The following is a 26,656-nucleotide window of genomic DNA, read 5'->3' on the forward strand; positions in this document are numbered from 1 at the left end:
CCCTACCTCGACTCTTCGAGGTGCTCCATGAACGTGGTGCCCGTGTAGCGGGAGCGGAACAGGCCGGCCTCCACCAGGCGCGGCACCAGCTGCTCCAGCACGCAATGCAGGGACTCGACGGAGCCGCCGGGCGCAGCCAGAAAGCCGTCGATGGCGCCAGCGGCGCTCCACTCGGTGATCTGCGCCACGGCATCGTCCACCGTGCCGACCACCTGCCAGTGCGCGGCGGAGAGGATTTCCGGCCGCTGCAGCAGCTCGTCGATGCGCAATGATTCGCGTTCCATCAGGCGCCTGAGCAGGCCCGCATGCGTGCGGCTGGACGGGGTTGCCACGGGCGGCGGAAGGTCGGCTGCGGTGATCGGCCGGTCTGCGGGCCAGTCCGTCAGGTCCAGGCCGACCATGGCCTTGATCGATGCCAGCTTGCGGCCCCTGTCCACCCGGCCGTGCGTCTGCTGGAACATCTCCCGGGCCTGCTCGCGGGTGTCGGCCAGGTACAGGCTCAGGCCGGGCAGCAGGCGCACATCCTGCGCCTGCCGCCCATGGCGCTGGGCGCGCCGAGACAGGTCCCGGCGCAGCTCCAGCGCCGCGTCCAGGTCCGGCGTGGGCGCGAAGACGATGTCTGCCACCGATGCGGCAAAGTCGCGCCCTGTGCTGGACGCGCCCGCCTGCACCAGCGGAATGCGCGGGCCGCCGAACTCCGGCAGGTTCAGCGGGCCGCGCACCTTCAGGTGCGGTCCCTCGTGGTCTATGGGGTGGACCAGCGAGGTGTCGGCGTAGCGGCCGCTGTCCCGGTCGATCTTCAAGGCCTCGTTGGGGAAGCTGGCCCACAGCCGGCGCACCACGTCGGTGAACTCTGCGGCCCGCGCATAGCGTTCATCGGCATCGGGCATGGCCTGCAGCCCGAAGTTCTCGTGGCCCTGCAGGGCCGTGACGATGTTCCATCCGGCGCGGCCGTTGCTGATCCAGTGCAGCGACTGCAGCTGGCGCGCCACCGCATAGGGCGGGAAAAACGTGGTCGATACCGTGGACACCAGGCCGATGCGCGAGGTCTCGCGCGCCAGCGCGGCCATCAGCACCGTGGGGTCCAGGCTGGCGAAGCCCGCTCCCGTCTCCAGCGCCTCCATGGGCAGAAAGCTCACGTCGGGGCGGAAGACGAAGTCCAGGTGCGCGGCCTCGGCGCGCCGGGCCAGGTCCAGGGCGAAGTCGCTGGAGTACAGCCCTTCGATATTGCTGCCGGGCCGCCGCCAGGCGTCGCCGCTCAGCCAGGTGGGGGCCAGCGAAAGGCCGATGTGCAGGGGTTTGCGGGGTGTCATGTCTGCTGTCATTCCCATCTCAGAACGTTCCGCGCACGCCCACGCCGATCATGCGCGGCGCGGTCATGCTGGCCTCGATGCCGCCGATGCCGCGGTTTTGCTGCAGATACGTCGGTGCGCGCCTGTCGAACAGGTTCTTGATATAGCCGTACAGCTGCACGCGCGCGCTGTAGGCATAGGTCATGCGCAGGTCGGCGATGGTGTTGGAGCCGACCGCATAGGCGCGGGTGTTGGCGGTATCGGAGTAGTAGCCGTCCAGATGGCGCACCTGGCCGGAGACATTGAACCGGGGGCTGGCGTCCCAGCTCACGCCCAGGCTCAGGTTGTAGCCGGGCGAGCGGGCGAAGCGGTTGTGCTCGTAGCCGGGGTTGCTGCCCATCTCCTCGATGCGGGTGCGCAGCACGCCCACGCCGGCCTTGATCCGCAGGTTGTCCAGCGCGCGGTAGTCGGCGCCCAGCTCGAAGCCATAGGCATGGGCCTTCTCCGCGTTGATGGTGTAGGACTGGGCCACGCCCGGGGAGATGACGACGGGGATGTTGTACTGCGCATCCCGCATGTCCATGTAGAACAGGTTGGTGTTGAGCATCAGCCGGTCATCGAGCAGGCTGGCGCGGCTGAACAGCTCGTAGTTCCAGATCGACTCCTTCTTGAAATACGCCCATTGCCGGCTGGTGAGGTTCAGCGACACACCGCCCGGGTTGTAGCCCCGGCTGACCAGCGCGCCCACGGTCCAGCGCGGTGTGGCGGCATAGGCCAGGGACAGCTTGGGCAGCAGGGCCGAGAAGGTTTTCGTGTAGTCGAGGGCGGTGGGTGCCAGCACCGAAGTGCCGGTGCGCACCACCTCGTCCTGCTGGTAGCGCAGGCCGCTGGTCAGGGTCCAGCGGTCGGCCAGGCGCCAGTTCAGCTCGCCGAAGACGCCCAGGTTCTTCTTCGTGTCGTCGAAGGCGGACAGGCCGCGCAGCAGCAGGCTTTCGTCCGTGCCGGTGCGCGCGTAGTAGACGCCGCCGAAGCCGCTCAGGCGGTCCTTGTCGCTGCCCACCAGGGCGCGGAACTCATTGGAGACATTGTTCTGGCGGATATCGGCATCGCCCTCGCCGGGAATGCCCGTGTATCGCTGCACGGACGAGCGCGAATACTGGGACTGGTTGACCAGCCGCACGCCGTTGCCCAGCTCGTAGCTGAGGTCGAGGATGCCGGTGTCGGTCTTCTGCTTCCAGCTGGGCATGGTCGTCGTCCAGTGCTCCAGCGCGCTGAACGGAGCGGACGCTGCCTCCTGGCTGGGGCGGTTGCTGTCGTTGTGGGAATAGGTGAACTTGGCCTCCAGGCCGGGAACGCTGCTGGGCAGCCACAGGAACTTCATGCGTGCGTTCAGCGCGCGGAAATCCTGATCGGCCTGGCCCCGCTGGAACTGCGGATTGGTGTAGTCGATGAAGGTATCGCGCCCCGAGTAGTCCACGGCCAGCCGCGCGGCCAGCTCCTCGCCCACGGGGCCGGAGACGGCGATGGACGCACGCCGCGAGTGGTAGTCGCCCGCCTCCAGCTGGTAGGCCCCTTCGCGCTTGAAGCTGGGGTCCTTGGTGTTCACGACGATGGCGCCCGCAATGGCATTGGCACCCTGCGAGGTGGTCTGCGGGCCGCGGAACACCTCGATGCTCTCCACATCCCAGACCGAGGTCGCGCCGAAGAACATCTCGTTGTAGTTGAGATAGTGCCCATCCAGGTTGATGGTGGCGCGCGGCACCGTGCCGCCCCAGAAGACGTTCTGGCCGTTGTTGGGGCCCTGCGTGTCCTGCCCGCGGATGATGGGCGCGCCCACCGTGTCGGTGTAGACCACGTTGGGCACGTCGTGCAGCACCTCGTGGACCGAGGCATTGCCGGACTCCTGCCGGGCCAGGTCCTTGCCGGCCTTGACCGACACGGAGGAGGCCGTGTCCTTGAGTTCGCGCCTGACCTTTTCTCCGCTGACCACGACCGCTTCAAGCGCGGTGGATTCCCCCCCGGAACCCGACGCGCCCTGTGCGAAGGCGCCGGCCGGCGCCATCAGGGTAGAGAGTGCGATGGCGCCCGCCCGGGACGGGAGCCTGCGATGGAAACACAGCTTCACAGCATCTTCCTTTGATGAGAATGATTCGTATTTTTCAAAGGTCGCCATCATGCATTGAAATTCCACAGTAGGGAATGCATTCCCACATGCGGAAGAAAAAAACAGCGGCGAAATGGTGTGCGCGCACCTGTGCAGAGCCTTCGGCAGAGCCGGTATCATCGACACCGGCGGCGCCTGCGCCCCCACCTGCGATGCGCCTGGTACAGGCAAGAAAGCCCAGCCCTTGAAAACAACAACACCTCAGACGACAGCCGGCGAGAAGCGCTCCGGCACCATCCAGTCCGTCTCCATCGCCACCCGGTTTCTCATGGTCCTGGCCAATGCCGAAAGCGAGTTGGCGCTGGGCGAGGTGGCCCGGCGAACGGGAACGGGGGGCTCCACGGCCCACCGCTACCTGCAAAGCCTCGTCAAGGAAGGCCTGGCCAAGCAGGACCCGGCCAGCGGCCTGTATGACCTGGGCAGCGCGGCGCTGAGCATCGGCATTGGCGCGCTCAAGCGTGTGGATGCGGTGGAGATTGCGGCGCAGCGCATGAAGGCGCTGACGCACAGCCATGCGCTCAGCGGCGGCGTGGCCATCTGGACCGACCGGGGGCCCACCCTGGTGCGCTGGTACCGCAGCGCCTACTTCTCGATCAACCCGCTGGCGCTGGGCGACATCCTGCCCATAGACAACACCGCCTGCGGCCTGGTGTTCCAGGCCTTCCTGCCCAAGGCCACCATCGACGCCGCACGGCGCCAGCAGCCCGCCCATTTCCGTGGCAAGCCGCCGGCCAAGGCCGTGCTCGACGAAGTGCGCGAGCGCTGCTGGTCCGAGATGACCAGCCACCTGCTGTCCAACGTCACGGGCCAGGCGGCGCCGGTGTTCGATGCGCAGCATGAAATCGTCTGCGCGGTCACCACCGTCTCGGACCTGGGCCAGCTCAAGTCGCCGCAAGACCGGTTCGCGCTGTTCCGCGAGGCCAGCCTGATCAACCAGTCCACGGGCGGGCGGGCCTTCAGCGCAGATTCGCCTTGAAAGCCGAGCCGGGAAGAATGGCCGGGCGCCTCAGTTCCCTGCGGCGCGCTCCACGGCATTCACGGCCCTGCGCCCCCTGGGCACCACCAGGGGCGTCCCCGACACAGGGTCTGCCATGATCACGGCCGGCAGGCCGAACACCTCCTGCACCAACTGCTCCGTGAAGATCTCCCCGGGCGCGCCCTGCGCGGCAATGCGCCCGTCGCGCATGGCGATCAGGTGCGAGGCATAGCGGCAGGCCTGGTTGAGGTCGTGCAGCACCGCAACCACCGTGCGGCCGGCGTCGTTGAGATCCGCCAGCAGCTCCATCAGCTCGATCTGGTGGGCGATGTCCAGGAACGTCGTGGGCTCGTCCAGCAGCAGGATCGGCGTCTGCTGCGCCAGCACCATCGCAATCCACACCCGCTGGCGCTGGCCGCCTGACAGCTCGTCCAGCAGGCGGTCTGACAGTGCTGCCACATCGGTGGCCTGCAGGGCCTCGGCCACGGCCTGCTCATCCGCGTCCGTCCACTGCCTCAGGAAGGATTGATGGGGGTAGCGCCCCCGCGCCACCAGGTCCGCCACCGTGATGCCCTCGGGCGCCACCGCGCTTTGCGGCAGCAGGCCCAGGCGCCGCGCCACCTCCTTGGCGGGAAATTGCGAGATGTGCCGGCCATCCAGGATGACCTGCCCGGCCACCGGCACCAGCAGCCGCGACAGCGCGCGCAGCAGGGTGGACTTGCCGCAGGCGTTCGGCCCCACGATGACGGTGAAGGAGCCATCGGGAATGGCAAGGGACAGGCCCTGAGAAATCGTGCGCTCGCCGTAGCGCAGCGTCACCGCATCAGCACTCAGGCGCTGCGTCATGGCCGGTCATTTCCCACAATCGATAGGTCCTTCAGTGTTTGCAATGTGGAATGAATTCTACAATACGGAATACGCTGAAGACGCCGCCCTGGCGCCCGGCCCCGTCGCTTCGGATCGAGATGAACAGACTCCAACTTGCCGCCCTGGGCGCGGCCGCCGCACTGGCCGTGCTGGCCTGTTTCGCATGGTTTCCACGCGCCGCCGTTCCCGTGGCGGGCGCCGCACCGCATACATCGGATGCGCCGGCTGCAGCACACGCAGACCATGCACCGCTGCCCCGGCGCATCGTCTCCACCTCGCCCAGCGTGACCGGCATCCTGCTGGCCATCGATGCGCCGGTCGTCGCGACCGCCGCGACCACGCCCAGCCGCATGACCGACGACAAGGGCTTTTTCTCGCAATGGGCCGCGGTTGCCGACAAGCGCGGCGTGCAGGTGCTCTACCGCAACCTGCAATTCGACATCGAGGCCGCCATCGGCGCCAGCCCCGACCTGCTGGTGGCCTCCGCCACCGGAGCCGACAGCGTGGCCCAGCACCGCACCGAACTGCAGGCGCAGGGCGTGCCCATGGTCGTGGTCGACTACTCCAGCCAGTCCTGGCAGGACATCGCCACCGAGCTGGGCCGCATCACGGGCCATACGAAGCAGGCCGCCGCAGCCATTGCCCGCTTCGATGCCCATGTGGCGCAGACCGCCGCCTCCATCACGCCCCCGGCCCAGCCGGTCAGCATCGTTGCCTACAACCTGGCCGGCAGCTACTCCATAGGCCGCGCCGCCAGCCCCCATGCGCGGCTGCTGGCCGCACTGGGCTTCAAGGTGGAGGGCCTGCCGCCCGCGCTGGCCGCCCAGGTCACACGCGCCTCGGACTTCGAATTCATCTCCCGCGAGAATCTCTCGGCCGCCATCACCGGCGACTCCGTCTTCCTGCTCGGCGCCTCGCAGGGCGATGTGCAGGCCTTCCTGGACGACCCACTGCTGGCCAACCTGCCCGCCGTTGTCGGCCGGCGCGTCTATCCGCTGGGCCCAACCTCGTTTCGCATCGACTACTACTCGGGGCAGCAGATGGTCGACGCCGTGGCAAGCCATTTCCGCTGAGCCATGCGTGCACGGCTCCAAGGCGCGGTGGCGCGGCCTGCCCAGCGCTCCTGTTTGCGCTCCTCCCTGCGCCCCTCCCTGCACTGCAGGCGTTGGCTGGGCCTTGCAGGCGGGCTGCTGGCGCTGGCCATCATTGCCGTGCTCGGCATCACCGTCGGCTCGCGCGACATAGCACTGGCCGACATCCTCGGCGCGCTGCGGGCTCCGGACCTGCGTGATGACCAGCACCTGATCGTCAGCCTGCTGCGCATGCCCCGCACCGTGGTGGCCATCCTGGCCGGCATGGCGCTGGGTGTGGCTGGTGCGCTCATGCAGGCCGTCACCCGCAATCCCCTGGCGGAGCCGGGCCTGCTGGGCGTCAACGCGGGTGCGGCGCTGGCCGTGCTCATCGGCATGACGGCCTTCGGCCTGACGTCCGTGCTCCAGTACGTCTGGTGCGCCTTTGCCGGCGCGGGGCTGGCGGGCGCCGCCGTCTTCGCGTTCGGCCAATCCCGGGGCGCGGGCGCGCACCCGGTGCGCCTGGTCCTGGCCGGGGCCGGCCTGTCGGTCATGCTCACCTCCAGCGCCGGCATCATCCTGCTCAACGCGCCCCCGGAAGTCTTCGACGGCTTCCGCCACTGGGCGGCCGGCTCGCTGGAGGGCAGCGGCTATGCCAGCGCCGCCGTGCTGGCGGCCGCCGTGGCGGCGGGGCTGGCGGCGGCCTGGGCCATCGTCGGCCAGCTCAACGCCATGGCGCTGGGGCATGACGTGGGCTTGGCGCTGGGTGTCAATGTGCGCGCCACCGCGCAACTGGCCTGCCTTGCGGTCATGCTGCTGGCCGGGGCGGCCACGGCGGCCGTGGGGCCCATCGCCTTCGTCGGCCTGGTGGCGCCGCATCTTGCACGCCTCTCGTGCGGGCCGGACTACCGCTGGATACTGCCGCTGTCCGCGCTCTACGCGGCGGTGCTGCTGCTGGGTGCCGATGTGCTGGGCCGCGTCGTCGCGGCACCTGCCGAAGTGGCTGCGGGCATCGTCGCCTGCCTGATCGGCGGGCCGTTCTTTGTCTGGGTGGCGTGCAGATACCGGTTGAGCAGGCTATGAAGACCTCCGTGAACACATCCGTCGTGCGCTGGGGAGCCTGTTCGTTTCTCTGGCGGCCCAGGCCGCTGGCCGTGGGCATGGCGCTGGTCGTGCTGGCCCTGGTGCTGGGTGTGCTGCTGCTGGGCACGGGAACCCTGTCCCTCAGCCCCGCCGAAGTGCTCGACAGCCTGCTGGGCACGGGCTCCAACCCCGCAGCAGAGCGCATCGTGCAGCGGGTGCGGCTGCCGCGTGTCCTCACGGCCATCTTCGTGGGCGCTTCGCTTGGCATGGCGGGTGCCATCTTCCAGTCCATCTCCCGCAACGCGCTGGGCTCGCCGGACGTGATCGGCTTCACCACCGGCGCGGCCAGCGGGGCGATTGCGCTCATCGTGCTCGGTGACGCCGGGCCGCTGTGGACATCGCTGGCCGCCGTGCTGTCGGGCATGGCCACGGCGGCGGTCGTGCTTGCGCTGTCCGGAGGCCGGCGTGCTGCCGGCGGCTACCGGCTGGTGCTGGTGGGCATAGGCGTGGGGGCCACGCTCTCGGGCCTGAACACCATCTTGCTGGTCATGGGGGACCTGGACCGGGCCGTCGCCGCGCAGCGCTGGCTGGCCGGCTCGCTCAGCGCGCGGACCTGGGCGCATGTCGTGCCCGCCGCGCTGGGCTTCATCGCCATCGTGCCCGTCGTGCTGTGGTGCGCCCGCCGCATCAACCTGCTGGAGCTGGGCGACGATGCCGCCACACAGCTCGGCGTCAACGTGCCGCGCACGCGGCTCACCATGGTGATGGCTGCCGTGGCCCTGACCGCTATCGCCACGGCAGCGGCGGGGCCCATCGCCTTCATCGCGCTGGCCGCGCCCCAGGTGGCCAGGCGCCTGGGCCTGTCGCCCGACGTGCCCCTGTTCACGGCGGCAGCCATGGGCGCCGTTCTGCTGCTGGCGGCCGACATGCTCAGCCAGTGGGCACCCGTGCGCCTGCATCTGCCCATCGGATTGGTGACCGGGCTGCTGGGCGGGGTGTATCTGCTGTGGCTGCTGTTTCGCACGCGCAAGGGATAGACGGCCGTGCAGGGTGCAACGGTGCGCAGCCCCAGTGCATCCGGGACTACCTGACGCCGCGCGCCACCCCAGGCCCCACCACGGTGTACACATGCCCGGCCTCTTCGGCAGCGACCTTGGCCGCCTCGCTGCGGCGCACCTCCGCCTGGTCCTCGTACTCGCAGTTCATCACCCGGGCTTCACTGCCCGCGAACTCCGCCAGCGATTCAGCGCTGTTGCGAATGGTCACCAGCGCCTGCGCCACCACGTCCAGCCGCTGATGGCCTTCGGGGATCTCCAGCCAGGCCAGCGCCAGCTGGGCCAGGGCGGAAACCTCGGCACAGCCTTGCTGCACGAAGCGGTCCATTTCATGCAGCGCTGTTGCAAGCTTCTGGGCGTGGGTGTTTTCGGGGGGAGGGGATGGGGGGATGTGCTTCATGGGTTGGCGTTCACATAGGGAATTCGCTGGCCTACCTTTGGTAGTGCTTCTGTCAATAGATGAAATCTCGCACAATTGATATTTGACATCGCAGCTCTTTGAAAGAAGATGATGTTGACTGTACTTCTGATGGAGGGATACTACGAGTTACGTAGTTCGCGTATGGTGCGCTCAACAGGAAAGAGTGACTTGGATGCGTACTGGTGGAAAGATCCTTTGTAGCCAAGGGGGTGAAATATATGCTTATTTGGAATTGTTAGATACTTATGAGAAAATTTAAAATAATGATAATGAATGGTATTGATGCTGGTAGAAATATCTTCTAATAGATAATGAGCTGCATTTAGGGGTGCGCATGGGTATTTAAATTTAATAGGATTGCGTTTTTAATTAAAGGAGTTTCAAGTGAATGATCACAATGTTGAATACAAGGATTGCGTCTTTTGTCGAGAGTTAAGTGGGTTACGTAATACCAATTTTGCGAGCAGATATCCGGAGGTGTCTTCTAGGGTAATTGGTGAGACGAGATCTCTTGCGGCTTTTCCTTGCATTGGTCAGTTGCAGTATGGGCATTTCCTTGTGATTCCGAAATTTCACGAAGAAACATTTCGTGGTGCTATTAATCATATTGACGACTTGAAAGAGCAATTCCGGTCGTTAATTGATCATATTTGCTCACTCTTGTATTTTAATGAGAAGGAATTTCTGTATTTTGAGCACGGAGCCTATTGTGCTGAAAATGGTGGATGTGGGATTTATCATGCACATATACACGTTGTCCCTAGGGCGGCACAGGTTAATTTGAAGAAGAATTTTCCAGAATCTGAAATACTTTCATTCACAAATATTTTTGATGGCCTTGTGCGCATTCCTGAGAATAATCCATATTTGATGTTTGGAACGTCAACCAACGGTTTCTTTGGCCAAGTTCTTGAAGCGCCATTGCCAAGTCAAACTCTAAGACGTATTGTGGCTAGCGAGATAGGTTGTCAGAGTTGGGATTGGAGGAATGTTGGGCGAGAAATGGAAATGCTGGATGTTTTAAAAAAGGGAGGTGAATTGTGAGTGTTTCTGATTCTGCTGAGATTATAAAAAAACCAGTGCGATTTGATTATCGATTTGCCACTTCTTTATCCGAAAATAAGGAAAAAACTGCAATTCGTGAGAGCTTGGTGTACAGGTTCGCTATTGAGCATGCAGGAGAAGATAAGCTAAATAGTATTACGTTGTACCCCGTTGCAAGGGCGGGGAAAAGTGGAAGTGAGGTTTTTTATCTTGATTTGGAGATTTTAGGCGAAGAATTTCCTGAGTGCTTTATTGCTAAATTCCAGAATAGACAAAAAACTGAGGAAGAGGCTGAGAATGCAAGGAAGGCGGAAAGGGCAAGAATGTGCAGCAGGGTTGAATCTTCAACGCACAAAACTGAGGATTTGGGGATTATTGTTTACAAATTGGCCGCGGCAAGTGATCATATCGAGTTTAGGGGATTTTTTATTGATGTTGCCAACTCTAACGAGGCGTGCGCCAGTGCATTAAAATCTATTTTTAAAGAAATAGGGCGAAGGCCTAATAATCAGGCGGTTTCTAAAAATTTAATTGACGACTTTGAGTGGTATATCGATAGAAGATCTAAGCCATTGGATAAAATAGAGGCGCTTACTTCTGTGGCAGCGGCTCAAGTCGGGATAGGCGATGTCGCTACTTCTATTCAAGAGGCTTATAAACGGATTGAATGTAAGTTAAACGTTAAAGTTTACCCATATTTGGTTCATGGGGATTTGCATGCTCGGAATCTAATGCTAAGTAAAGCTGTTCCTGAAAAAACGGAGCTTATAGATTTTGGGTGGGTTCATTATGGGCATCCCGCAAAAGATTTTGTCCTAATGGAGTGTACTCTAAAGTATATGCTTTTGCCAGAATTGCTGCCAATACTCAAGGGAGAGTCTGATGGGAATATGTATATTCAAGCAAAGTTTATTGAGGCTTTTGAGCAGTTTATAAGTACGCATGGATTCAAGCTACCATCAGTTGAATCTATGTTGCATGCTGTTTTTGGCGAAACAGACGTACCTGAACATCAAATTAAGGCACTGTCACGTGTTTATTTTTGTCTTATCGAAATAAGAAAAGCTGCGGGCGAAGCTCTCCAAAATTATTGTAATAATAGTAGATGTTTTATTAGTCCTGAGCATCATTATTTCGCTAGTTTTTTTCTTGTAACAATAGGGCTATTGGGATTGTCGGAAATTGATCATCTTTGGGCAATGATTGGTCTTCAGACTGTGGGGAGTAAGCTATGAGTAATAGAGAGCTAACGGTGTCGGATATTGGAGAAATAAGATTGTTAAAAGAAGTCTTACTTCCTCATGTTGCTCAGGGCGCTAATATTTTAGGCGATGACTGTGCTCGGCTCGTTTTAGGCGATCGGAGCTTATTGTGGTCTATGGATCCGTGCCCGACACCTGTGGCTCAGTTGTTGGGTGTATGTAGTCCTGATGTTAGAGGGTGGTATACAGCACTAATAAATCTTTCTGATATTGCTGCTTGTGGAGGGACGCCTAAGGGAATTTTAGTTTCGCTTGAGATGCCAGATAACACTCCTGTCTCGTTCGTAGAAAATTATCAGAGTGGATTGATGGCTGCGTTACGAAAAAATGATACGCCGTTGCTTGGAGGAAATGTAAAGAGCGCGCTAAGGTTCTCTGCAACAGGGACTATAGTTGGAGTTGAGGGAGCTAGATCAGTTAGCAGAAAAATCGATGCCGATGATTGTGACGCTTTTCTTATTGGAGATTGCGGATCCTTTTGGGCTTCTGTGATAGGCTACGCGAAGGGGTGGGGTGGTATAACGCCCAGCGAACAAAGCTTCTTACGCGACGCTCTCTTATATCCTAGTCCACAAATCTCAGCGGGAAAATTATTGGCATCACTTCCATTTCAAGTTGCATGTATGGATTGCTCCGATGGCCCCGCAAATGCAATTTTCCAGTTAGCATGTGTTAATTCGATGGATTTGATCGTGCCAAATGAGCCTGAATGGTGTATACCAGATGCGGCTTTTAAAGTTCTTGATTATCATGGTATTTCTACGGAAAATGCCTGCTATAGTTTTGGTGATTGGCAGTTGGCTTGCTTTGTACCGCATGCAGAAAAAGATCTATTCATTGAAATTTTCCGGGGACTGAGCCTCACGTGGATGGGACGAGCTAATAGGGGGAGGGGGAGCGTTTGTAGTAGCATTGGCCGCCAAATGTCGGATGAAAGTCTAAATGAGAATTTTAAAAATGGATATAACTCCTTTGAGAATATTGATCGGTTAATTTCTAGGTACTTAAATTCTCCTATTTTCAATTGACTTAATCTTTTAATTTTATTATATATTCATTTGCTATTTGCATTCGTATATATGGGAGATAGTTAATTATTGGTTACTGAACAACCCCCCCTCATCCAACAACTCAAACGCCACCTCCGGCGTCCTCTCCATCCCCCGCCGAATCGCCGCAGGAATCGCCTGCCGCGTCTTGCTGCACAGGCCGCGCATGGGCAAGACCTCGATCTGGATGCCGCGCACTGTACGCACTTCGCTGGCTCCGGGCTCGATGCGCACGCGGATGCCGAGCTGCTCATACATGCGCTGCTCCACATGGCGCAGGTCCTGCAGGCTGGTGATCTGTTCGAGCCGCTGCAGCAGGCGTTTTTCCTCTTCCCTGGTGAGCCGCAGGATGCGCTGGTCGGCCATGGAGTCGGCTAGCAGGGCATCGTGCTCGCAGATGCAGGCGCCCGGAGGGCAGGGGACTCGGATCGGAATCTGAACGGGAAAGCTCATCGATGCCCAAGGAAGATCCGCCCCGGCCGGGACGGTGCAGGCCATGCTAGTTCAAGGCTGCAGCGGGGCCAAGGGGAAAGTCCTGGGCAGCTTCCATCTCTGCAATGTGGCTTGCCTGATGCCGCAGGGTGCGGAGGGCGGGGCAGCGATTCGGTGTGTCTGCGAGGCCGAATGCAGGCTTTGAGAAGCAGCTGTTTGGCAAGGTGATGAAGGGATGCAATCCGAAGTGGGAATCCGCAACGTCCATTGCGCGAATGATTCAAATGCAACTGATAAGATGCCCGCGCCCAAGTCGGGCATGAATGAATCAATTGAATAAGGGAGCGGAACACATGAAGAAGCTGATCATTGCAATGGCCGTTGCGCAGATGGCATTGGGCGTTGCCGCCGCACCTGTGGCCAATCGCGACAGTGCGATAAAGGCGTGCCTCAAGACATTCCCCGATGCCGCTTCGCCCGTGGACGACAAGATGCGAACGTTTGCACAGGACGATCGCATCAATCTTGAGTTCAACTACATGGGCGCAAAGCTGGTGTGCTCCGTGGGCAAGACCAGTGCGGAGGTGGAAGAGGCCAGCGTGATGGGGCGCAAGTTCTCAAAGGCTGATTTGAAATCCTCGCAGGAAAAGCGCCAATCCAATGAACAGGCAGTTGGCCAGATCGCCGCTGGCAATTGGAAGAGCTTCGTGGCAAACGCGAAGATCAGTACATCCAAGAAGCTCCAGAATCCCCAGTCTGCACGCTTCAAGGACTTGTTTATCAGCAACGTGGATGAACAGCCCACGCTGTGCGGAAAAATTGATGGCAAGAATGAAGCCGGTGCCTATTCCGGCTATCGCGCTTTCTATTCGAATGCTGCCAGTACGCTGGTGGCCGCAGAGACTGGCCAAAGCCCGATGTTCAAGGCGATGGTGGATGAGTTCTGCAGCTCTAAATTCGCAGACGCTGAGTAACGTGAAGGTCGAACGCTACGGGTCAGACTGACTGCTCACGACTTCTGACTCCTCCCATAAAGATTCTCCAACCCCGCCCACACCCTGCGCGTGAGCGGCTTGCTCTGCGCCGCAGGCCGGCGATAGAGCCGCACGTTGATGGGCACGTCCTTGTCGGGCCCGGCCGCGCGGGCCAGGCGGCCCTCGGTCAGGTCGGTCTTGACCAGGGTGAGCGGCAGCCAGGCCAGGCCCAGGCCCTGGTGGACCATGGCGTGCAGGGAGTCGGCGAGGTCGGCCTCGTAGACAGTGCGCAGGCGCGTGGTGTCGCACAGCTCGTGCAGGTGGCTGCGCAGGATCTTGCCCAGGGACATGCTTTGCGCGTAGTCCAGGTAGGGCACCAGCGGGCCGCCGCCGTGGGCGGGCAGGGCGTACTTGGGCAATTGGGGGACCAGGGGGATGCTGACGGGGATCAGCGTGTCCTGGCCCACGGGCAGCCAGGCCAGGTGGTGGCCCTGCAGGCTGCCTTCGATGGCGGGCTGGGCGTGGCACATGAGCAGGTCCACCTTGCCTTGCAGCAGCATTTCCACGCCGTAGTCCAGGCTGGTGGTGACCACTTTCCAGCACAGCTGGGGCATGGCCTGGTTGAGGGCGGTGATGATGCCCGGCAGGACGGTGTGCGACAGCGTGCGGCCGGCCGCGATGGTGATGGTTTCATCGCGCGTGCGGTGGGGGCGCTGCAGCAGGCCGTGGGTCTGCTCCAGGATGCCCAGCACTTCATGGGCCGAGGCCAGCAGCGTCTTGCCGGCGGCCGTGAGCGTGGTGGACTGGTGGCCGCGCTCGACCAGGGGCGTGCCCGCCCATTCCTCCAGCGCGCGGATGCGGCGGCCAAAGGCAGGGTGGGTGATGTGGCGGCGCTCGGCGGCCTTGTAGAGGCTGCCGGTGTCGGCCAGGGCCTGCAGGTCCTGCAGCAGTTTGAGGTTGAGTTCGTGCATGGGTAGGGTGGGTGCAGGGCTGTGCTGATCCGGCACAGCGCCGCCGCAATCGGCACAGCACCAAGGCGGGGCATGCCTAGCATGGCGGCATGCGAGAGAAGCCCTGTTATGCCTGAAGTTTGCCTCAGGAAGATGCAAAGCCATTTCATTGGCGGTGCGCAGCGCACGGTGCGGGATCTGCCGATCCAGCACAGGGAAGTGGTGCGCAACGGCGGCGAGCGGCCGCTGGACATGAATGGCAGCTACGCCGTGGGCCAGATGTACGCCATGGAGTACCGGCTGGCGCGTCCGCGCAGCCCCCTGCCGGTGCTGCTGTGGCATGGCGGCGGCATGACCGGGGCGCAGTGGGAGTCCACGCCCGATGGCCGCCAGGGCTGGCTGTGGCGGCTGCTGGAGGCCGGCCATGACGTGGTGGTCTGCGATGCCGTGGAGCGCGGCCGCGCGGGCTGGGCGATGTTCCCCGAGATCTATGCCGAGGCGCCCGTGTTCCGCAGTGCCGAGGAGGCGTGGCAGCTGTTTCGCATAGGCCATGGCGCGCCTTCGGGCGACGGTGTGGGCGAGCCCTTCGTTGGCCAGCGGTTTCCACATGAGAATTTTGATGCCCTGGTGCGTCAGATGGTGCCGCGCTGGCTGGGGCATGAGGCCATGGCCATGGCGGCCTATGACGCGCTGCTGGAGCAGTTCGGCCCCTGTGTGGTGATAGGCCACAGCCAGGGCGGCGGCTTTGCCGCGCATGCGGCCGTCCGCAAGCCGCACCTGGTGCGCGCCGTGGTGGGGGTGGAGCCTACGGGCATGCCGGTGGTGCAAGAAGGGCAGCAGGGGCAGGAGGGGCAGGAGGGGGCGGATGCCTTCGCGCCTGCCTCGGCCATCCCCCATCTGGCGGTGTGGGGCGACCATTTCGCGCACAGCCCGCAGTGGCAGAAGTACCGCGCGCAGACCGATGTGTATTGGCAGCTGCTGCGCCGCCTGGGCGGCCGTGCCGAGGTGCTGGACCTGCCGGCCGCAGGCATTACCGGCAATTCGCATTTCTGCATGCTGGACACCAATGGCGACGAGGTGCTGGGCCGGGTGCTGGCCTGGCTGGAGCGCCTGGGCCGATGACTGGCCGGTGACTGGCCGGTGCTGGTCCCGAAGAATTTCAACGAGGAGAAAAATCTCATGCAACGCCGCAATTTCATGATCCGCAGCCTGTCTGCAACCACGGCGGCCCTGGCCCTGGGCGCCCTGGCGCCCGCGCAGTCGGCCCTGGCGGCCGATGCCGGCTGGCCCACGGCCGAGCCCATCCGCCTGATCGTGCCGTTTCCGCCCGGCGGCACGGCCGATGTGGTGAACCGCCTGTTCGCGCAGCAGCTGGGCAAGGTGCTGGGCGCCTCGGTGATCGTGGAGAACAAGGCCGGTGCCGGTGGCTCGCTGGGCACGCGCTTCGTGGCCGATGCCAAGCCGGATGGCTATACGCTGCTGGGCGCCACGTCCAGCACGCACGGCACGAATCCGGCCGTCTACACCAAGCTGCCCTATGACGCGGTGAAGGATTTCACGCCCATCACCCAGGTGATCACGGTGCCGGGCGTGCTCAGCGTGCATCCCTCGGTCAAGGCGGCCAATCTGAAGGAGCTGGTTGCGCTGGCCAAGGCGCAGCCGGGCCATCTGTCGTATGCGTCCTCGGGCGCGGGCGGTCTGGGTCATCTGGCCATGGAGCTTTTCAAGGCCAAGGCGGGCGTGCAGATCATGCATGTGCCCTACCGTGGCGCTGGCCCGGCCTTCACCGATCTGATCGGCGGCCAGGTGTCCATGCTGTGGGAGCCGCTGCCGGCCTCGCTGCCGCACATCAAGTCCGGCAAGATCCGCCCGCTGGCCGTCGCCACGGCCCAGCGCAGCAGCGAGCTGCCCGATGTGCCGACCTTTGCAGAGTCCGGCGTGCCCGGCTACGCCGTGCAGGCCTGGAACGGCCTGCTGGCGCCCAAGGACCTGCCCAAGGACATCCGCGACAAGCTGCACAAGGCCAGCGTGCAGGCCCTGGCCGACCCGCAACTGCGCCAGCGCCTGGCGGAGCTGGGCGGCACGGTGGTGGCCAATACGCCGGAGCAGTTCGGCGCGGTGATCCTCAAGGATGTGACGACCTGGAAGCAGGTGGCCTCTTCGTCGCAGATCAGCCTGGACTGATGCGGCGGGCACCGGGGAAAGCCCTGTGTCCCGGTGCCCACGGGTGGCGGGGCCAGGCGTCGTGACGGTGCCATAGTCCGGGGGTGGCGGTCCGGGCGCGTTGCCTGCGGCCGCGAACAAGGCGGACCGCCTGACCTGCCGCTCTCAAGCCATGGACATCAACCTCATCCGCAATTTCGTAGAGATCGTGGACGCGCGCAGCCTCAGCGCTGCGGCGCGCAAGCGCGACATCACGCGCTCCAAGGTGAGCAAGGAGCTCAAGGCGCTGGAGACGGCGCTGGGCGTGACCCTGCTGCACCGCACGACGCGCAGCTTTTTGCTGACGGCGGCGGGCGAGGTGCTGTACGAGCACGGGCGCAGCATCATCCAGGAGGTGGAGGCGGCGCAGGGCGCCATCGACGCGCTGCAGCATGTGGTGACGGGCTCGGTGCGGCTGAGCATTCCCACGGGCCTGGGCGAGCTGTACCTGGCCGACATGCTGCTGGCGTTCCAGAAGCGGCACCCGCAGGTGCGCATCCGCGTGCTGTTCTCCAACCGGGTCAGCGATCCCATGAGCGCCCAGGTGGATGTGGCCGTGCGCGTGGCGCGCGACGTGCAGGAGCACCTGGTGGCGCGCGATCTGGGGCCGGTGGGCTTTGGCCTGTATGCCAGCAGCGCCTATGCCAAGGCGCGGCCGTTCCACGACCCCGCCGAAATTCCCCACGGCGTGCTGCTGACGCCACCCGGCGACGGCAAGACCTATGCCGTCTCGGTAAAAAAGGGGCAGCAGGAGATTGCGCTCAAGTGCGAGCCCTGCATCACCAGCGAGCATTTCCCCTTCCTCAAGCAGTCCATGCTCCGGGGCAGCGGCGTGGCCACCTTGCCCAACTACATGGTGATGGACGAGCTGCGATCGGGCGCGGTGCAGCGCGTGTGCCCGGACTGGACGGTGTCCGGCCTGGGCGACCGGCTGTACATCATCACGGCCGAGGACCGTCGGCCCTCGCATGCCGTCAAGGTGATGACCGAGTTCCTCAGGGCCAGCCTGCTGCGCTTCGTGGAGCAGGCCGAGGTGTCCGATCCTTAGGCACTTAGTTCATCACCTTTTCGGTCTTCAGTTCTCCAGCGCAATCGCGTTGTCCGCGATCACCTTGCGCCACATCTGGCCGTCAGCGGCCAGGAAGTCGTCAAGCTGGGCCTGGGTCTGGGGCTTCTTGGCGGCCAGGGTCTGGTTGCCCAGGGCACTGGCGAACTCGGGGTTGAGCATGACCTTGTTGACGGCGGCCTGCAGGGTGTTGCGCGCGTCCGCTGGCGTGCCTGCGGGCACGGCAATGCCGAACCAGGTGGAGGCCCTGAAGCCCGGCACGCCCGATTCGGCAATGGTGGGCGTCTGCGGCAGGAACTGCGAGCGCTCCGGCCCGGTGGTGGCAATGGCCACCAGCTTGCCGGCCTTGATGTGGGGCAGGGAGGTGCCGGCCACGTCCACCATGAGCTGGGTGTCGTTGGCCATGAGGGCGGTGAGGGCCGGCGCGCTGCCGTTGAAGGGAATGTGGGTGGCGGCCACGTCCAGGCGGGACTTGATCAGCTCGGTGGTCAGCTGCAACGGGTTGCCCAGGCCGACCGAGCTGTAGTTGAGCTTGCCCGCGTGGGCCTTGGAGTAGGCCTTGAGGTCGGCCACGTTTTTGATGCCGGTCTGGCTGTTGGTGACCAGCACCAGCGGGGCCTCGGCCAGGATGTTGGTGAGCTTCAGCTCCCGGTCGGGGTTGTAGCTCAGCTTCTTGTAGAGCAGGGGGTTGAGGACCATGCTGGCATTGCTGGCCAGCAGCAGGGTGTAGCCGTCGGCCGGCGAGCGCGCCACGGCCGAGGCGGCAATCATGGTGTTGGCGCCCGGCCGGTTCTCCACGACCACGGACTGCTTGAGCTCCGTGGACAGGTGCGTGGCCAGGGTGCGGGCCAGCACGTCGACCGAGCCGCCCGGCGCATACGGGGCGATGAGCTTGATGGGCTTGCTGGGGTAGTCGGACTGGGCGAACCCCGGGGCTGCGGCTGCGGTGGCCGCAGCGGCAAGCAGCAATGCAATGGCCTTGTTCATGCGTTGTCTCCTTCTCTTTCGGTGTTGGCGGGTTCAGATCTTGCGCTGCGTCGCGCCCCAGTGGGCGTCGCGCAGCTTTCTTTTGGCGATCTTTCCGTTGTCGTCGCGGGGCAGGCGCTGGAAGACGAAGCTGCGCGGCAGCTTGTAGGCCGCCAGCCGGCCGCGCAGCCATTCTTTCAGTTCGGCCTCGGGCAGTGTGCCTGACTGGCCGGGCTCGACCAGGGCCAGCAGCCGTTCGCCGTACTCGGCATCGGGCACGCCGATGACGGCGCAGTCTGCTATGCCGGGGTGCCTGAGCAGCTCGTTCTCAATCTCGGCCGGGTAGATGTTCACGCCGCCGGAGATCACCATGTCCGAGTCGCGGTCGCAGACGTAGAGAAAGCCTTCTTCGTCCAGGTAGCCCATGTCGCCCAGGGTGATGAGGCCGCCCTGGTCCATCTTGCGGCGGGCCTCTTCGTTGCCCTTGTAGGTGAAGTCGGCATAGGCGGGCTGGCGCACGTAGATCAGGCCCACCTCGCCCGTGGGCAGGGCCTGGCCCTGCCTGTCGAGGATGCGGACTTCGGCGTCCTGCAGCGGCAGGCCCGCGCTGCCCGGGTGGGTGAGGGCGTCGGCCGAGCCGATGAAGGTGACCAGGCCCGACTCGCTGGAGGCATAGGTCTCGTTGATGATGGGTCCCATCCACTCGATCATGGCCTTCTTGACCTCGGGCGCGCAGGGCGAGCCGGTGGAGGCGATGAAGCGCAGCGAGGAGATGTCGTAGCGCTCGCGCACCTCGCGCGGCAGCCTGAGCAGGCGCACGTACATGATGGGCACCATGTAGGCGGTGTCGATGCGGTGCTCCTGCACCAGCTGCAGGAAGCGCTCGGGGTCGAAGCGCTGCTCCAGCACCACCAGCTCGCTGAGCATGAGCGCGTTCTGGAAATACAGGCTGGGCGCGCTGTGGTAGATGGGCGCGGTCAGCAGGGTGCGCGCGCCGGGCTGCAGGCCGTAGGCGGTGGCGATCAGCGCCTGGTTCACGGCCAGGCGCCGGGGCAGTTCTTCCACGGGAAACGCCTTGCGCAGCACGCCCTTGGGGCGGCCCGTGGTGCCCGATGTATAGGCCATGTGGCCGCGCGGCGCGACCAGCGGGCCGTCGTAGGGTGCCTGGGCGGCCAGCCAGGTTTCGTAGTCCTGCTCCGGCTCGCGTGCGTGGGCGACGCGCCGGGGCAGGTCCGCATAGAGTTCGCCCTTGAGGCCGTCGAGCAGGTCCTGGCTGGTGATGAGGGCGCGGGCGCCGCTGTCGGCCAGGATGTAGTCGATCTCCGTGGCCGTGAAATGCCAGTTGACGGGGCAGTAGTAGATGCCCGCAATGCGGCAGGCATGGACCACGTCGGCGTATTCGATGCCGTTGCGCAGGAAGACGGCCAGCACGTCGCCTTCGGCCAGGCCCAGGCTGCGCAGGCCCTGGGCCAGCTGACGGCCGCGCTGCTGCTGGGCGGCGCCGGTCAGCGTGCGCTGTTCGAAGACCAGGGTGGAATGGGGCGTGGCGGCGGTGCTCATGTGGGCGTGGCCTCCTGCTCCCCATCGTTGACGTTGGGCTGGTTGGCGGCCTTGGCCATCTGCCGGGCGCGCGCCCAGTCGGCATCGTCCCAGGCCTGGTATTCGGTGAAGTAGGCGCCGTTGGCCAGGGCGTCGCCGCCGTCCAGCGTGATGGTCTGGCCGTTGAGCCAGGTGTTGCCCGGGGCCAGGATGAAGGCGGCCATGTTGCCGATGTCCTCGCCCGTGCCCAGGCGGCGCGTGGGGTTGTCCAGGCGGCGGCGGTCGGCCGAGTCCTCGTTGCCGTCGATCCTGGGGCGCAGGCGCTGGCTGGCGCCCTGGGTGGGGATGACGCCCGGTGCAATCGCGTTGAACCGTATGCGCTTGGGACCCCATTCCACGGCCAGCGATTTGGTCATGGCGTCCAGCCCGGCCTTGGACATGGCCGAGGGCACGACGAAGGGCGAACCCGTGTCCACCCAGGTGACGACGATGGACAGCACCGAGCCCGGCAGCCCTTCGGCGATCCAGCGGCGGCCCACGGCCTGGGTGACGTAGAAGGTGCCCCGGAAGACGATGTCCGAGATGGCATGGAAGCCGTTGATGCTCAGGTCCTCGGTGCGGCTGACGAAGTTGCCGGCCGCGTTGTTGACCAGGCTCGTCAGCGGGCCGTGTTCGGCCCAGATGCGGTCGATGACGGTGTGCACGGCCTCGGGCTGGCGAATGTCGAGTTCATGCGCAAAGGCCTGCGCGCCCGTGTCGTTGTTCAGCATCTCGCAGGCCTGCTGCACCACGGAATGCCGCCGGCCGCACAGGTGCAGCTCGGCACCCAGCTCCGCCAGCTTGGCCGCCATGGCCAGGCCCAGCCCCGTGCCGCCCCCGGTGATCAGGACGCGCTGGCCCTGGAATAGATTGGCTTCGAACATGCTTGTCTCCTTTTGCTTTCACTCTAGGGAGACAGGGGCGGCTGGCAAAGGAGGGTGGTGGAACGCGGTTGGTTCCGTGGTGGAAACAATGGGCGGGGTTTCGGGCTGTGATCACAGCCAGTTCACGAAGCAGTCCTGTCCTTCGGCAGGAATGCAACCCCGCAACCGCCGCAAGCTGCAAGACGCAGGCGGGGGCATACGGGGCAGGGTCTGCAGAACCGCCCGGGGGTTCAGGGCGCAGCCCTGTGCCCCGCCTTGCCCGCTGCGCTGCGCAGGTCGGCCACCTGGGCGGCCGTCACGTCGGCGGGCTGGCCGCCCAGGGTGGCGCGGGTGTAGTTGGCCAGGGCGGCGACTTCGCCATCGGTCAGTTCCTGCATGAAGCCGGGCATGCCGGGCAGGGGCGTGGGGCCCTGCTGGGTGGCCGGGTGCTTGGGCAGGCCGACGAGGATGGCCAGCACCAGGTTGCGGGCGTCGGCCTGGCGCACGGTGCTGTTGCCCTTGAGCGGAGGCATGGTGAGGCTGCGGCCCAGGCCCTCGCTGCCGTGGCAGCTGGCGCACAGTGCCATGTACTGGCCCCGGCCTGCGTCCAGCGTGCCCGCGCCGTTGCCGGCGCCATTGCCCGCGCTGTTGCCGGTGCCGGAGTCCGGGGGTGCGGCGGCCGGCAGGGGCTGGGGCGCGGGCGGGTTGTCGCCCAGCAGGAAGGTGGACAGCGCCGTCATGTCCTCGGCCGTGAGGTACCGGGTGCTGTTGGCGATGACCTCGTGCATTTCATCGAAGGCGCTGCCGTGGGCCGAGAAGCCCGTCTGCAGGAACTGGGCCATGCCCTCGCGCGTCCAGCCGCGTGCGGCCAGGGCTTCGGCGGTGATGCCGGGGGCCGTGAACAGCGACAGCGTGCCGCCCTGCAGCCAGCGGTCCTTCTGCATCTGGCCGAACATGCCGCGCGGCGTGTGGCATTCGGCGCAGTGGCCCATGACATTGCCCAGGTACTGCCCGCGCAGCCAGGCCGGGCTCTGGCCCTGCGAGCCCACGGGCAGCGGCGCGCTGGACAGGAACAGCGTCTTCCAGCCGAACATCAGCACGCGAAGGTTGAAGGGGAAGGGCAGGGCGGGCTTGGTGTTGGGCTGGGCCACGGGCCGGATGTTCATCAGGTAGCCGTAGATCAGGTCCGAGTCTTCGCGGCTCATCAGGTGGTAGGAGGCATAGGGCATGGCCGGGTAGAGCTGGCGCCCGCCCGGCGCCGTGCCGCGGGTGACGGCGGCGTGGAATTCCTCGGCCGTCCAGCGGCCTATGCCGTGGTCCGGGTCGGGGGTGATGTTGGTGCCGTAGAGGGTGCCGAAGGGCGTGGGCAGGGGCTTGCCGCCCGCAAAGGGCTGGCCTTCCCGGGCGCCACCTATGCCACCCACCCCGTCGTGGCAGGCCATGCAGTCGGCGGCGCGCGCCAGGTACAGGCCCTGGGCCAGCTGCTGGGGGCTGCGGTGCACGGCCTGGGGCTCGCGCTGCGGCACATGGGGCCGGTTGCCCCAGACGGCGGCAATGGCAAACAGCACGGCCAGCAGCAGGAGGACGAGCAGCAGCCCGCGCCAGCGGCGCCTGGGCCTGCGCGGTGGCGGGGGGCGGGCACCGCTGTAGTCTGCGGGTGGCGCGGCGGTGGCTGCGCTGGGGTCGGCGGCGGACATGGCGCTCATCCTTTCAAGGTCAGCCCGGGCGTGTTCAGGACCAGGTCCTTCACGGCCGCGTAGTAGCGCACATAGCCGGTGCAGCGGCACAGGTGGGGCTGCAGCGCCTCGCCCACGACCTGTTCCACATCGGCCGCGCGGATGGGCGCCTTGGCCAGGCGCTCGACCAGCACCGTGGCCGCGATGACGAAGCCCGGCGTGCAGTAGCCGCACTGGAAGCTGAAATGCTCCAGGTACTTCTGCTGCACGGGGCTGATGGCGATGACCTTGCGCGGCTGGCCCGAGGCGCCGGGCGAGGGCGGGGGCGCGGTGTCCGCGCCGGCCGGGTCGGCAATGCCTTCGATGGTGCGGACCTTGCGGCCCTGGAAGTAGTGGGCGCCGGTGATGCAGGTGCGCATCTCGCGGCTGCCCTCGGGACCGTCCACGATGACGGTGCAGGCCCGGCATTCGCCGATGCCGCAGCCCAGGCGCGAGCCGGTGAGGTTCAGGTATTCGTGCAGGAAGTCGATCATGGGCATGCCTTCGGGCACGTCCATGGGGCCGACGGCCTGGCCGTTGACGGTCAGCGACAAGGGGCGCGGGACAAGGCTCATGGTGCGAGTGCCTCCCTGATCTTTTGCGGGGTCACGGGCAGGTCGTGGAAGCGCTTGCCAATGGCGTGGTGCAGTCCGTTGACGATGGCGGCGACGATGGGAATCATCACCACCTCGGCAATGCCCTTGGGTGGATCGGTGTCCGACAGAGGTGCCAGCAGCTCGGCCGTCTGCTTCCAGACCGCCACCTCGCTGCCGCGCGGCAGGTGGTAGCGGTGGAAGTTCCAGTTGCCGTCGCCGGGGCCGCCCTCGTACAGCGGCATGGTTTCGTACAGGGCGTGGCCTATGCCCATGGCAATGCCGCCTTCGAGCTGGCCATGTACCAGCTCGGGCACGATGGGCCGCCCGCACTCCATGATGGAGTGGTGGGCCAGCAGCTCGACCGCGCCCGTGCCCGTGTCCACCGCTAGCTCTACCAGAGCCGCATTGGCGCTGTAGTAGGTGACGCCCGCGTTGTTGCGCTGCATGGGCGGATAGAACAGGTTGCGCCGCGCAATCATGCGGTAGCCGGCGGCGCTGCGCCGCGCGGTGACAGAGGCCTCGACGGGCGTGGCCGCCTGCGGCGTGTCGCTGGTGTCAGGGGCCGGCGTGACTGCGGCAGCATCGGGCGCGCTGCCCAGGCGCACGGCCAGCGCGTCCAGCGGCCGGCGCGCGCTGGTGCCCAGGATGTCGAAGTCGGCCTCGGCCCATTGCCAGCGGTTGAAGGTATGGCCCACGGCGCCCGTGACCAGCTGCATGGCATGGGCCTTCTGGGCCAGGGCCTGCAGGGACAGCGGCTGCATGCCGTTGGCCGTGAGCATGCCGTTGACCCAGCGCGCGTCCTCGCGGCGCACCACGTAGGGCGCCTTCTGGCCGCCGCCCGTGCCCTGGCTCCAGATGGCCACGGCGGCCGGCCACAGGCCGTGCTCGAAGATTACGCGCGCCGTCTCGCTGGTGGCGTGGCTGTAGTAGTAGGCCGAGTTGCTGGCGCTGGCCGGCGAGGCGTAGACCGGCGTCCACAGCGGCCGGGTGGCGAAGCGGTCCTGGTCGGCCTGGGGCATGGTGTAGTTGTCGCCCTCGGCCTTGAGCGGGAGCTCCGGCCAGTCCAGGCAGGCGGTCTGCAGCTCGTCGGCGGGCTTGCCGAACCATTGAACGCACAGCTGGGCCTGCGAGGTGCCCATGCCCGTGCCGATCTCGGTGCCCGAGTGGTGCAGCAGCACGCGGCCCTGGGGCGATATCTCGATGCGGGCGAAGGCCGCCTCGCCGCCCGTGCCGAAGTCCTTTTGCACGCAGGCAAAGCCCACGCCGTAGCGCTGGCCCGGGTGGCTGGCCTCGTAGGCGGTCTTGCGCTTGGCGCGCTCGGTCCACAGCGGATGGCGGCGGGCGCGCTCCAGCACCTCGTCGGCGCGCAGGGCGCCAGCGGCAATGGCGCCCTGGGTGTTCTTGGCGCCCGAGGTCAGCACGTTGCGCAGGCGCAGCTCGATGGGGTCGATCTGCAGCAGTTCGGCGATTTCGTCCACCATCATCTCGGTGGCCGCCATGCTCTGCAGCGTGCCGTAGCCGCGTGCCGAGCCCGCGTCCAGCGCGCGGCTGGCCAGGGCCACGGCGGTGATGTCGTTCTTGGGAAAGTAGTAGATGGACTGCGCCGCCGTGCCGCCCACCATGGCGACCGAGGGCGAGAAGTTGGCCCGGCCGCCGCCATTGGCCGTCATGTTGGCCACCAGGCTCTGGAAGAGGCCGGTCTTCCTGTCGATGGCCATGGTGTAGTCGATCTCGAAGGCATGGCGCTTGAGCGAGGACTGGAACTGCTCGAACCGGTCATTGGCCAGGCGCACGGGCTTGCCGTCCGCATACAGCGCGCAGACCAGGCCGTAGTAGGGCATGGGCGCGTGGTCCTTGGAGCCGTAGCCCACCGTGTAGCACGGGTGCACGAAAAGGCGCTTGAGCGGGAACCTGCTGGCCTGCACCATCTGCGCTGCCCATTCGGCCACTTCGTGCGGCGATTGCGTGGCCAGCACCATGTGCAGGCTTTGCGTGGCCGCGTCATACCAGCAGTTGGCGTTGTCGGGCTCCAGCGCGGCCGTGTCCACCGATTGCGTGGCGTAGTGGCGCTGCAGCACCAGCCAGTCGGCCGGCGGCGTGGCCAGTTCCTGGGCGATCTGCTCGGCCGCGCGCAGGCCGCGTGCCGTGACCGCGTCGGCCTTGGAGATCTGCGGCCAGACCAGCGGCTTGCGCTCGGCGGGGAACAGCGGGGCATCGCGCAGGCTGGAGAACACGTCGTCGTCAAAGGCCGTGGCGCCGCCCTGGCGCACATAGCGGAACACGCCCCAGGGCGGACGGTCCAGCGCGCCCGTGATGCGGCCGTAGCGGATGACGCCGGCCGTGGCCTGCAGCCTTTCCTTGGCAAAGCGAAAGCGCGCGAAGTCGTGGTAGATGAGGATGGCCACGGCCTGGCCCAGGTAGGCGGGGGTCTTGCCTGCGGGCAGCAGCATGTCTTCGCCATAGAACTCGGGAAAGGCCAGGCCGTCGTGCGCCAGGTCTTCGGCGGTGACCACGCGGTCGGGCGCCAGTTCGCCGTCCAGTGCGGAAAGGTCCATGCCGTCGAACAGCCGGTCGGCCAGCGTGGTGCGCACGATGAAGGCATGGGATTGCTGCTGGGGCCAGTGCGGCATGTCGCGTGCGCGGATGTCGCGGGCGAAGACCTTGGCGCCCATGACCTTGGAGCGGCCATCGAGCCGCATGCGCGGCAGCTGGGTGGCCGGCTCGCGGGCCACGCTGCCGAGCACGCGGTCTTCAAAGAGGGCTGCATAGGCCTGGCTGGCCAGCGGCGCCACCCAGACGCTGACGCCTGCGATGCTGGCGGCCTGCAGAAAGCCGCGCCGCGACAAGGGAGCCGTGCCGGCCTGGCTGCCGGCGCCGGAGTGTTGTTCTGGGCGCATGGCGCTCTTCTCCTGTGGGGTTGAGCCCACTGTAGGAGGGCGCATGCCGCGCGGCCTGTCAGCAAAGGCTGCTTCTGGCGTCAGCGCGGCGGCAGCGGCGGGTGCCTGCCATCGTCAAAAGCAGGAGCGGGCCA

General features: G+C 64.9%; 23 protein-coding genes. 11 read left to right on the plus strand and 12 right to left on the minus strand.

Annotation, left to right across the window (positions count from 1 at the left end; translation table 11 throughout):
* Positions 1-2: 2 nt before the first annotated feature.
* On the minus strand, positions 3-1,313 hold the full coding sequence (locus AC5I49_RS02075) for an NtaA/DmoA family FMN-dependent monooxygenase (protein ID WP_495788761.1): 1,311 nt from the start codon (positions 1,311-1,313) through the stop codon (positions 3-5).
* Between the two features lie 19 nt (positions 1,314-1,332).
* Positions 1,333-3,282, minus strand: coding sequence for a TonB-dependent receptor (locus AC5I49_RS02080; protein ID WP_495788762.1), 1,950 nt, complete (start codon positions 3,280-3,282; stop codon positions 1,333-1,335).
* A 358-nt stretch (positions 3,283-3,640) separates the two neighbouring features.
* Here AC5I49_RS02080 and AC5I49_RS02085 point away from each other — a divergent pair, with 358 nt between their 5' ends.
* Positions 3,641-4,432, plus strand: coding sequence for an IclR family transcriptional regulator (locus tag AC5I49_RS02085; RefSeq protein WP_495788763.1), 792 nt, complete (start codon positions 3,641-3,643; stop codon positions 4,430-4,432).
* A gap of 30 nt (positions 4,433-4,462) precedes the next feature.
* Here AC5I49_RS02085 and AC5I49_RS02090 read toward each other — a convergent pair whose 3' ends face one another.
* Positions 4,463-5,278, minus strand: a complete 816-nt coding sequence (locus tag AC5I49_RS02090; RefSeq protein WP_034367206.1) for an ABC transporter ATP-binding protein — start codon at positions 5,276-5,278, stop codon at positions 4,463-4,465.
* Positions 5,279-5,397: 119 nt separating this feature from the next.
* Between AC5I49_RS02090 and fepB the strand changes: the two genes are divergently transcribed.
* From fepB to AC5I49_RS02105, 3 genes are read left to right on the plus strand one after another with little or no spacing between them, the layout of a single operon-like run.
* A complete protein-coding gene (fepB, locus tag AC5I49_RS02095) occupies positions 5,398-6,372 on the plus strand; it encodes a Fe2+-enterobactin ABC transporter substrate-binding protein (RefSeq protein ID WP_495788764.1) in 975 nt (324 codons plus the stop codon).
* Between the two features lie 3 nt (positions 6,373-6,375).
* Positions 6,376-7,452, plus strand: a complete 1,077-nt coding sequence (locus AC5I49_RS02100; protein WP_495788765.1) for a FecCD family ABC transporter permease — start codon at positions 6,376-6,378, stop codon at positions 7,450-7,452.
* On the plus strand, positions 7,449-8,489 hold the full coding sequence (locus AC5I49_RS02105; protein ID WP_331254693.1) for a FecCD family ABC transporter permease: 1,041 nt from the start codon (positions 7,449-7,451) through the stop codon (positions 8,487-8,489). The genes AC5I49_RS02100 and AC5I49_RS02105 overlap by 4 nt, the downstream gene beginning before the upstream one ends.
* Before the next feature lie 46 nt (positions 8,490-8,535).
* Here the strand turns inward: AC5I49_RS02105 and AC5I49_RS02110 are convergent, their stop codons facing one another.
* Entirely contained in the window at positions 8,536-8,907 is a 372-nt protein-coding gene (locus AC5I49_RS02110) for a hypothetical protein (RefSeq protein ID WP_047328120.1), read from the minus strand.
* Between the two features lie 405 nt (positions 8,908-9,312).
* Here AC5I49_RS02110 and AC5I49_RS02115 point away from each other — a divergent pair, with 405 nt between their 5' ends.
* Genes AC5I49_RS02115 through AC5I49_RS02125 form a run of 3 tightly spaced genes read left to right on the plus strand, consistent with a single transcriptional unit; the run spans position 9,313 to position 12,262 of the window.
* Positions 9,313-9,972, plus strand: a complete 660-nt coding sequence (locus AC5I49_RS02115) for an HIT family protein (protein ID WP_495788766.1) — start codon at positions 9,313-9,315, stop codon at positions 9,970-9,972.
* Positions 9,969-11,207 (plus strand): phosphotransferase family protein, encoded by a 1,239-nt coding sequence (locus AC5I49_RS02120; protein ID WP_495788767.1) that lies wholly within the window; start codon positions 9,969-9,971, stop codon positions 11,205-11,207. The genes AC5I49_RS02115 and AC5I49_RS02120 overlap by 4 nt, the downstream gene beginning before the upstream one ends.
* Positions 11,204-12,262 carry a thiamine-phosphate kinase gene (locus AC5I49_RS02125; protein ID WP_495788768.1) on the plus strand — a complete coding sequence of 353 codons (1,059 nt, stop codon included), beginning with the start codon at positions 11,204-11,206 and terminating at the stop codon, positions 12,260-12,262. The genes AC5I49_RS02120 and AC5I49_RS02125 overlap by 4 nt, the downstream gene beginning before the upstream one ends.
* 66 nt (positions 12,263-12,328) lie before the next feature.
* Here AC5I49_RS02125 and AC5I49_RS02130 read toward each other — a convergent pair whose 3' ends face one another.
* Positions 12,329-12,736 (minus strand): hypothetical protein, encoded by a 408-nt coding sequence (locus AC5I49_RS02130; protein WP_026062022.1) that lies wholly within the window; start codon positions 12,734-12,736, stop codon positions 12,329-12,331.
* A gap of 332 nt (positions 12,737-13,068) precedes the next feature.
* Between AC5I49_RS02130 and AC5I49_RS02135 the strand changes: the two genes are divergently transcribed.
* Positions 13,069-13,689 (plus strand): hypothetical protein, encoded by a 621-nt coding sequence (locus tag AC5I49_RS02135; RefSeq protein WP_017403990.1) that lies wholly within the window; start codon positions 13,069-13,071, stop codon positions 13,687-13,689.
* 35 nt (positions 13,690-13,724) lie between these two features.
* Here the strand turns inward: AC5I49_RS02135 and AC5I49_RS02140 are convergent, their stop codons facing one another.
* Positions 13,725-14,660, minus strand: coding sequence for a LysR family transcriptional regulator (locus tag AC5I49_RS02140; protein ID WP_013802857.1), 936 nt, complete (start codon positions 14,658-14,660; stop codon positions 13,725-13,727).
* A gap of 132 nt (positions 14,661-14,792) precedes the next feature.
* Between AC5I49_RS02140 and AC5I49_RS02145 the strand changes: the two genes are divergently transcribed.
* The 3 genes from AC5I49_RS02145 to AC5I49_RS02155 all read left to right on the plus strand — a co-directional run bounded on the left by AC5I49_RS02145 (position 14,793) and on the right by AC5I49_RS02155 (position 17,889).
* Positions 14,793-15,761 (plus strand): alpha/beta fold hydrolase, encoded by a 969-nt coding sequence (locus tag AC5I49_RS02145; protein WP_017407665.1) that lies wholly within the window; start codon positions 14,793-14,795, stop codon positions 15,759-15,761.
* Positions 15,762-15,818: 57 nt separating this feature from the next.
* On the plus strand, positions 15,819-16,823 hold the full coding sequence (locus tag AC5I49_RS02150; protein ID WP_495788769.1) for a tripartite tricarboxylate transporter substrate binding protein BugE: 1,005 nt from the start codon (positions 15,819-15,821) through the stop codon (positions 16,821-16,823).
* Positions 16,824-16,974: 151 nt separating this feature from the next.
* Positions 16,975-17,889: a LysR family transcriptional regulator gene (locus tag AC5I49_RS02155; protein WP_017407664.1), complete on the plus strand. Its 915-nt coding sequence runs from the start codon at positions 16,975-16,977 to the stop codon at positions 17,887-17,889.
* 27 nt (positions 17,890-17,916) lie between these two features.
* Here the strand turns inward: AC5I49_RS02155 and AC5I49_RS02160 are convergent, their stop codons facing one another.
* The 6 genes from AC5I49_RS02160 to AC5I49_RS02185 all read right to left on the minus strand — a co-directional run bounded on the left by AC5I49_RS02160 (position 17,917) and on the right by AC5I49_RS02185 (position 26,522).
* Positions 17,917-18,894 carry a Bug family tripartite tricarboxylate transporter substrate binding protein gene (locus AC5I49_RS02160; RefSeq protein ID WP_017407663.1) on the minus strand — a complete coding sequence of 326 codons (978 nt, stop codon included), beginning with the start codon at positions 18,892-18,894 and terminating at the stop codon, positions 17,917-17,919.
* Between the two features lie 33 nt (positions 18,895-18,927).
* Complete coding sequence (locus AC5I49_RS02165) at positions 18,928-20,433, minus strand: acyl-CoA synthetase (protein ID WP_016448093.1); 1,506 nt, start codon at positions 20,431-20,433, stop codon at positions 18,928-18,930.
* On the minus strand, positions 20,430-21,335 hold the full coding sequence (locus AC5I49_RS02170; RefSeq protein WP_016448092.1) for an SDR family oxidoreductase: 906 nt from the start codon (positions 21,333-21,335) through the stop codon (positions 20,430-20,432). Before AC5I49_RS02170 ends, AC5I49_RS02165 begins: the two co-directional genes overlap by 4 nt.
* A gap of 230 nt (positions 21,336-21,565) precedes the next feature.
* A complete protein-coding gene (locus AC5I49_RS02175) occupies positions 21,566-23,011 on the minus strand; it encodes a c-type cytochrome (RefSeq protein ID WP_209672887.1) in 1,446 nt (481 codons plus the stop codon).
* Between the two features lie 5 nt (positions 23,012-23,016).
* Complete coding sequence (locus AC5I49_RS02180) at positions 23,017-23,604, minus strand: (2Fe-2S)-binding protein (protein WP_016448090.1); 588 nt, start codon at positions 23,602-23,604, stop codon at positions 23,017-23,019.
* Positions 23,601-26,522, minus strand: coding sequence for a xanthine dehydrogenase family protein molybdopterin-binding subunit (locus AC5I49_RS02185; protein WP_495788770.1), 2,922 nt, complete (start codon positions 26,520-26,522; stop codon positions 23,601-23,603). The genes AC5I49_RS02180 and AC5I49_RS02185 overlap by 4 nt, the downstream gene beginning before the upstream one ends.
* Positions 26,523-26,656 lie beyond the last annotated feature (134 nt).

Source organism: Delftia sp. (assembly GCF_059499305.1).

Excerpts from the sequence above, each read along its gene's own strand:
- AC5I49_RS02170 (WP_016448092.1), bottom strand. The coding sequence starts at position 21,335 with ATGTTCGAAGCCAATCTATTCCAGGGCCAGCGCGTCCTGATCACCGGG.
- AC5I49_RS02165 (WP_016448093.1), bottom strand. The coding sequence starts at position 20,433 with ATGAGCACCGCCGCCACGCCCCATTCCACCCTGGTCTTCGAACAGCGC.
- AC5I49_RS02180 (WP_016448090.1), bottom strand. The coding sequence starts at position 23,604 with ATGAGCCTTGTCCCGCGCCCCTTGTCGCTGACCGTCAACGGCCAGGCC.
- AC5I49_RS02145 (WP_017407665.1), top strand. The coding sequence starts at position 14,793 with ATGCAAAGCCATTTCATTGGCGGTGCGCAGCGCACGGTGCGGGATCTG.
- AC5I49_RS02125 (WP_495788768.1), top strand. The coding sequence starts at position 11,204 with ATGAGTAATAGAGAGCTAACGGTGTCGGATATTGGAGAAATAAGATTG.
- AC5I49_RS02175 (WP_209672887.1), bottom strand. The coding sequence starts at position 23,011 with ATGTCCGCCGCCGACCCCAGCGCAGCCACCGCCGCGCCACCCGCAGAC.
- AC5I49_RS02160 (WP_017407663.1), bottom strand. The coding sequence starts at position 18,894 with ATGAACAAGGCCATTGCATTGCTGCTTGCCGCTGCGGCCACCGCAGCC.
- AC5I49_RS02130 (WP_026062022.1), bottom strand. The coding sequence starts at position 12,736 with ATGAGCTTTCCCGTTCAGATTCCGATCCGAGTCCCCTGCCCTCCGGGC.
- AC5I49_RS02100 (WP_495788765.1), top strand. The coding sequence starts at position 6,376 with ATGCGTGCACGGCTCCAAGGCGCGGTGGCGCGGCCTGCCCAGCGCTCC.
- AC5I49_RS02105 (WP_331254693.1), top strand. The coding sequence starts at position 7,449 with ATGAAGACCTCCGTGAACACATCCGTCGTGCGCTGGGGAGCCTGTTCG.
- AC5I49_RS02140 (WP_013802857.1), bottom strand. The coding sequence starts at position 14,660 with ATGCACGAACTCAACCTCAAACTGCTGCAGGACCTGCAGGCCCTGGCC.
- AC5I49_RS02185 (WP_495788770.1), bottom strand. The coding sequence starts at position 26,522 with ATGCGCCCAGAACAACACTCCGGCGCCGGCAGCCAGGCCGGCACGGCT.
- AC5I49_RS02150 (WP_495788769.1), top strand. The coding sequence starts at position 15,819 with ATGCAACGCCGCAATTTCATGATCCGCAGCCTGTCTGCAACCACGGCG.
- AC5I49_RS02155 (WP_017407664.1), top strand. The coding sequence starts at position 16,975 with ATGGACATCAACCTCATCCGCAATTTCGTAGAGATCGTGGACGCGCGC.
- AC5I49_RS02075 (WP_495788761.1), bottom strand. The coding sequence starts at position 1,313 with ATGACACCCCGCAAACCCCTGCACATCGGCCTTTCGCTGGCCCCCACC.
- AC5I49_RS02135 (WP_017403990.1), top strand. The coding sequence starts at position 13,069 with ATGAAGAAGCTGATCATTGCAATGGCCGTTGCGCAGATGGCATTGGGC.
- fepB (WP_495788764.1), top strand. The coding sequence starts at position 5,398 with ATGAACAGACTCCAACTTGCCGCCCTGGGCGCGGCCGCCGCACTGGCC.
- AC5I49_RS02090 (WP_034367206.1), bottom strand. The coding sequence starts at position 5,278 with ATGACGCAGCGCCTGAGTGCTGATGCGGTGACGCTGCGCTACGGCGAG.
- AC5I49_RS02110 (WP_047328120.1), bottom strand. The coding sequence starts at position 8,907 with ATGAAGCACATCCCCCCATCCCCTCCCCCCGAAAACACCCACGCCCAG.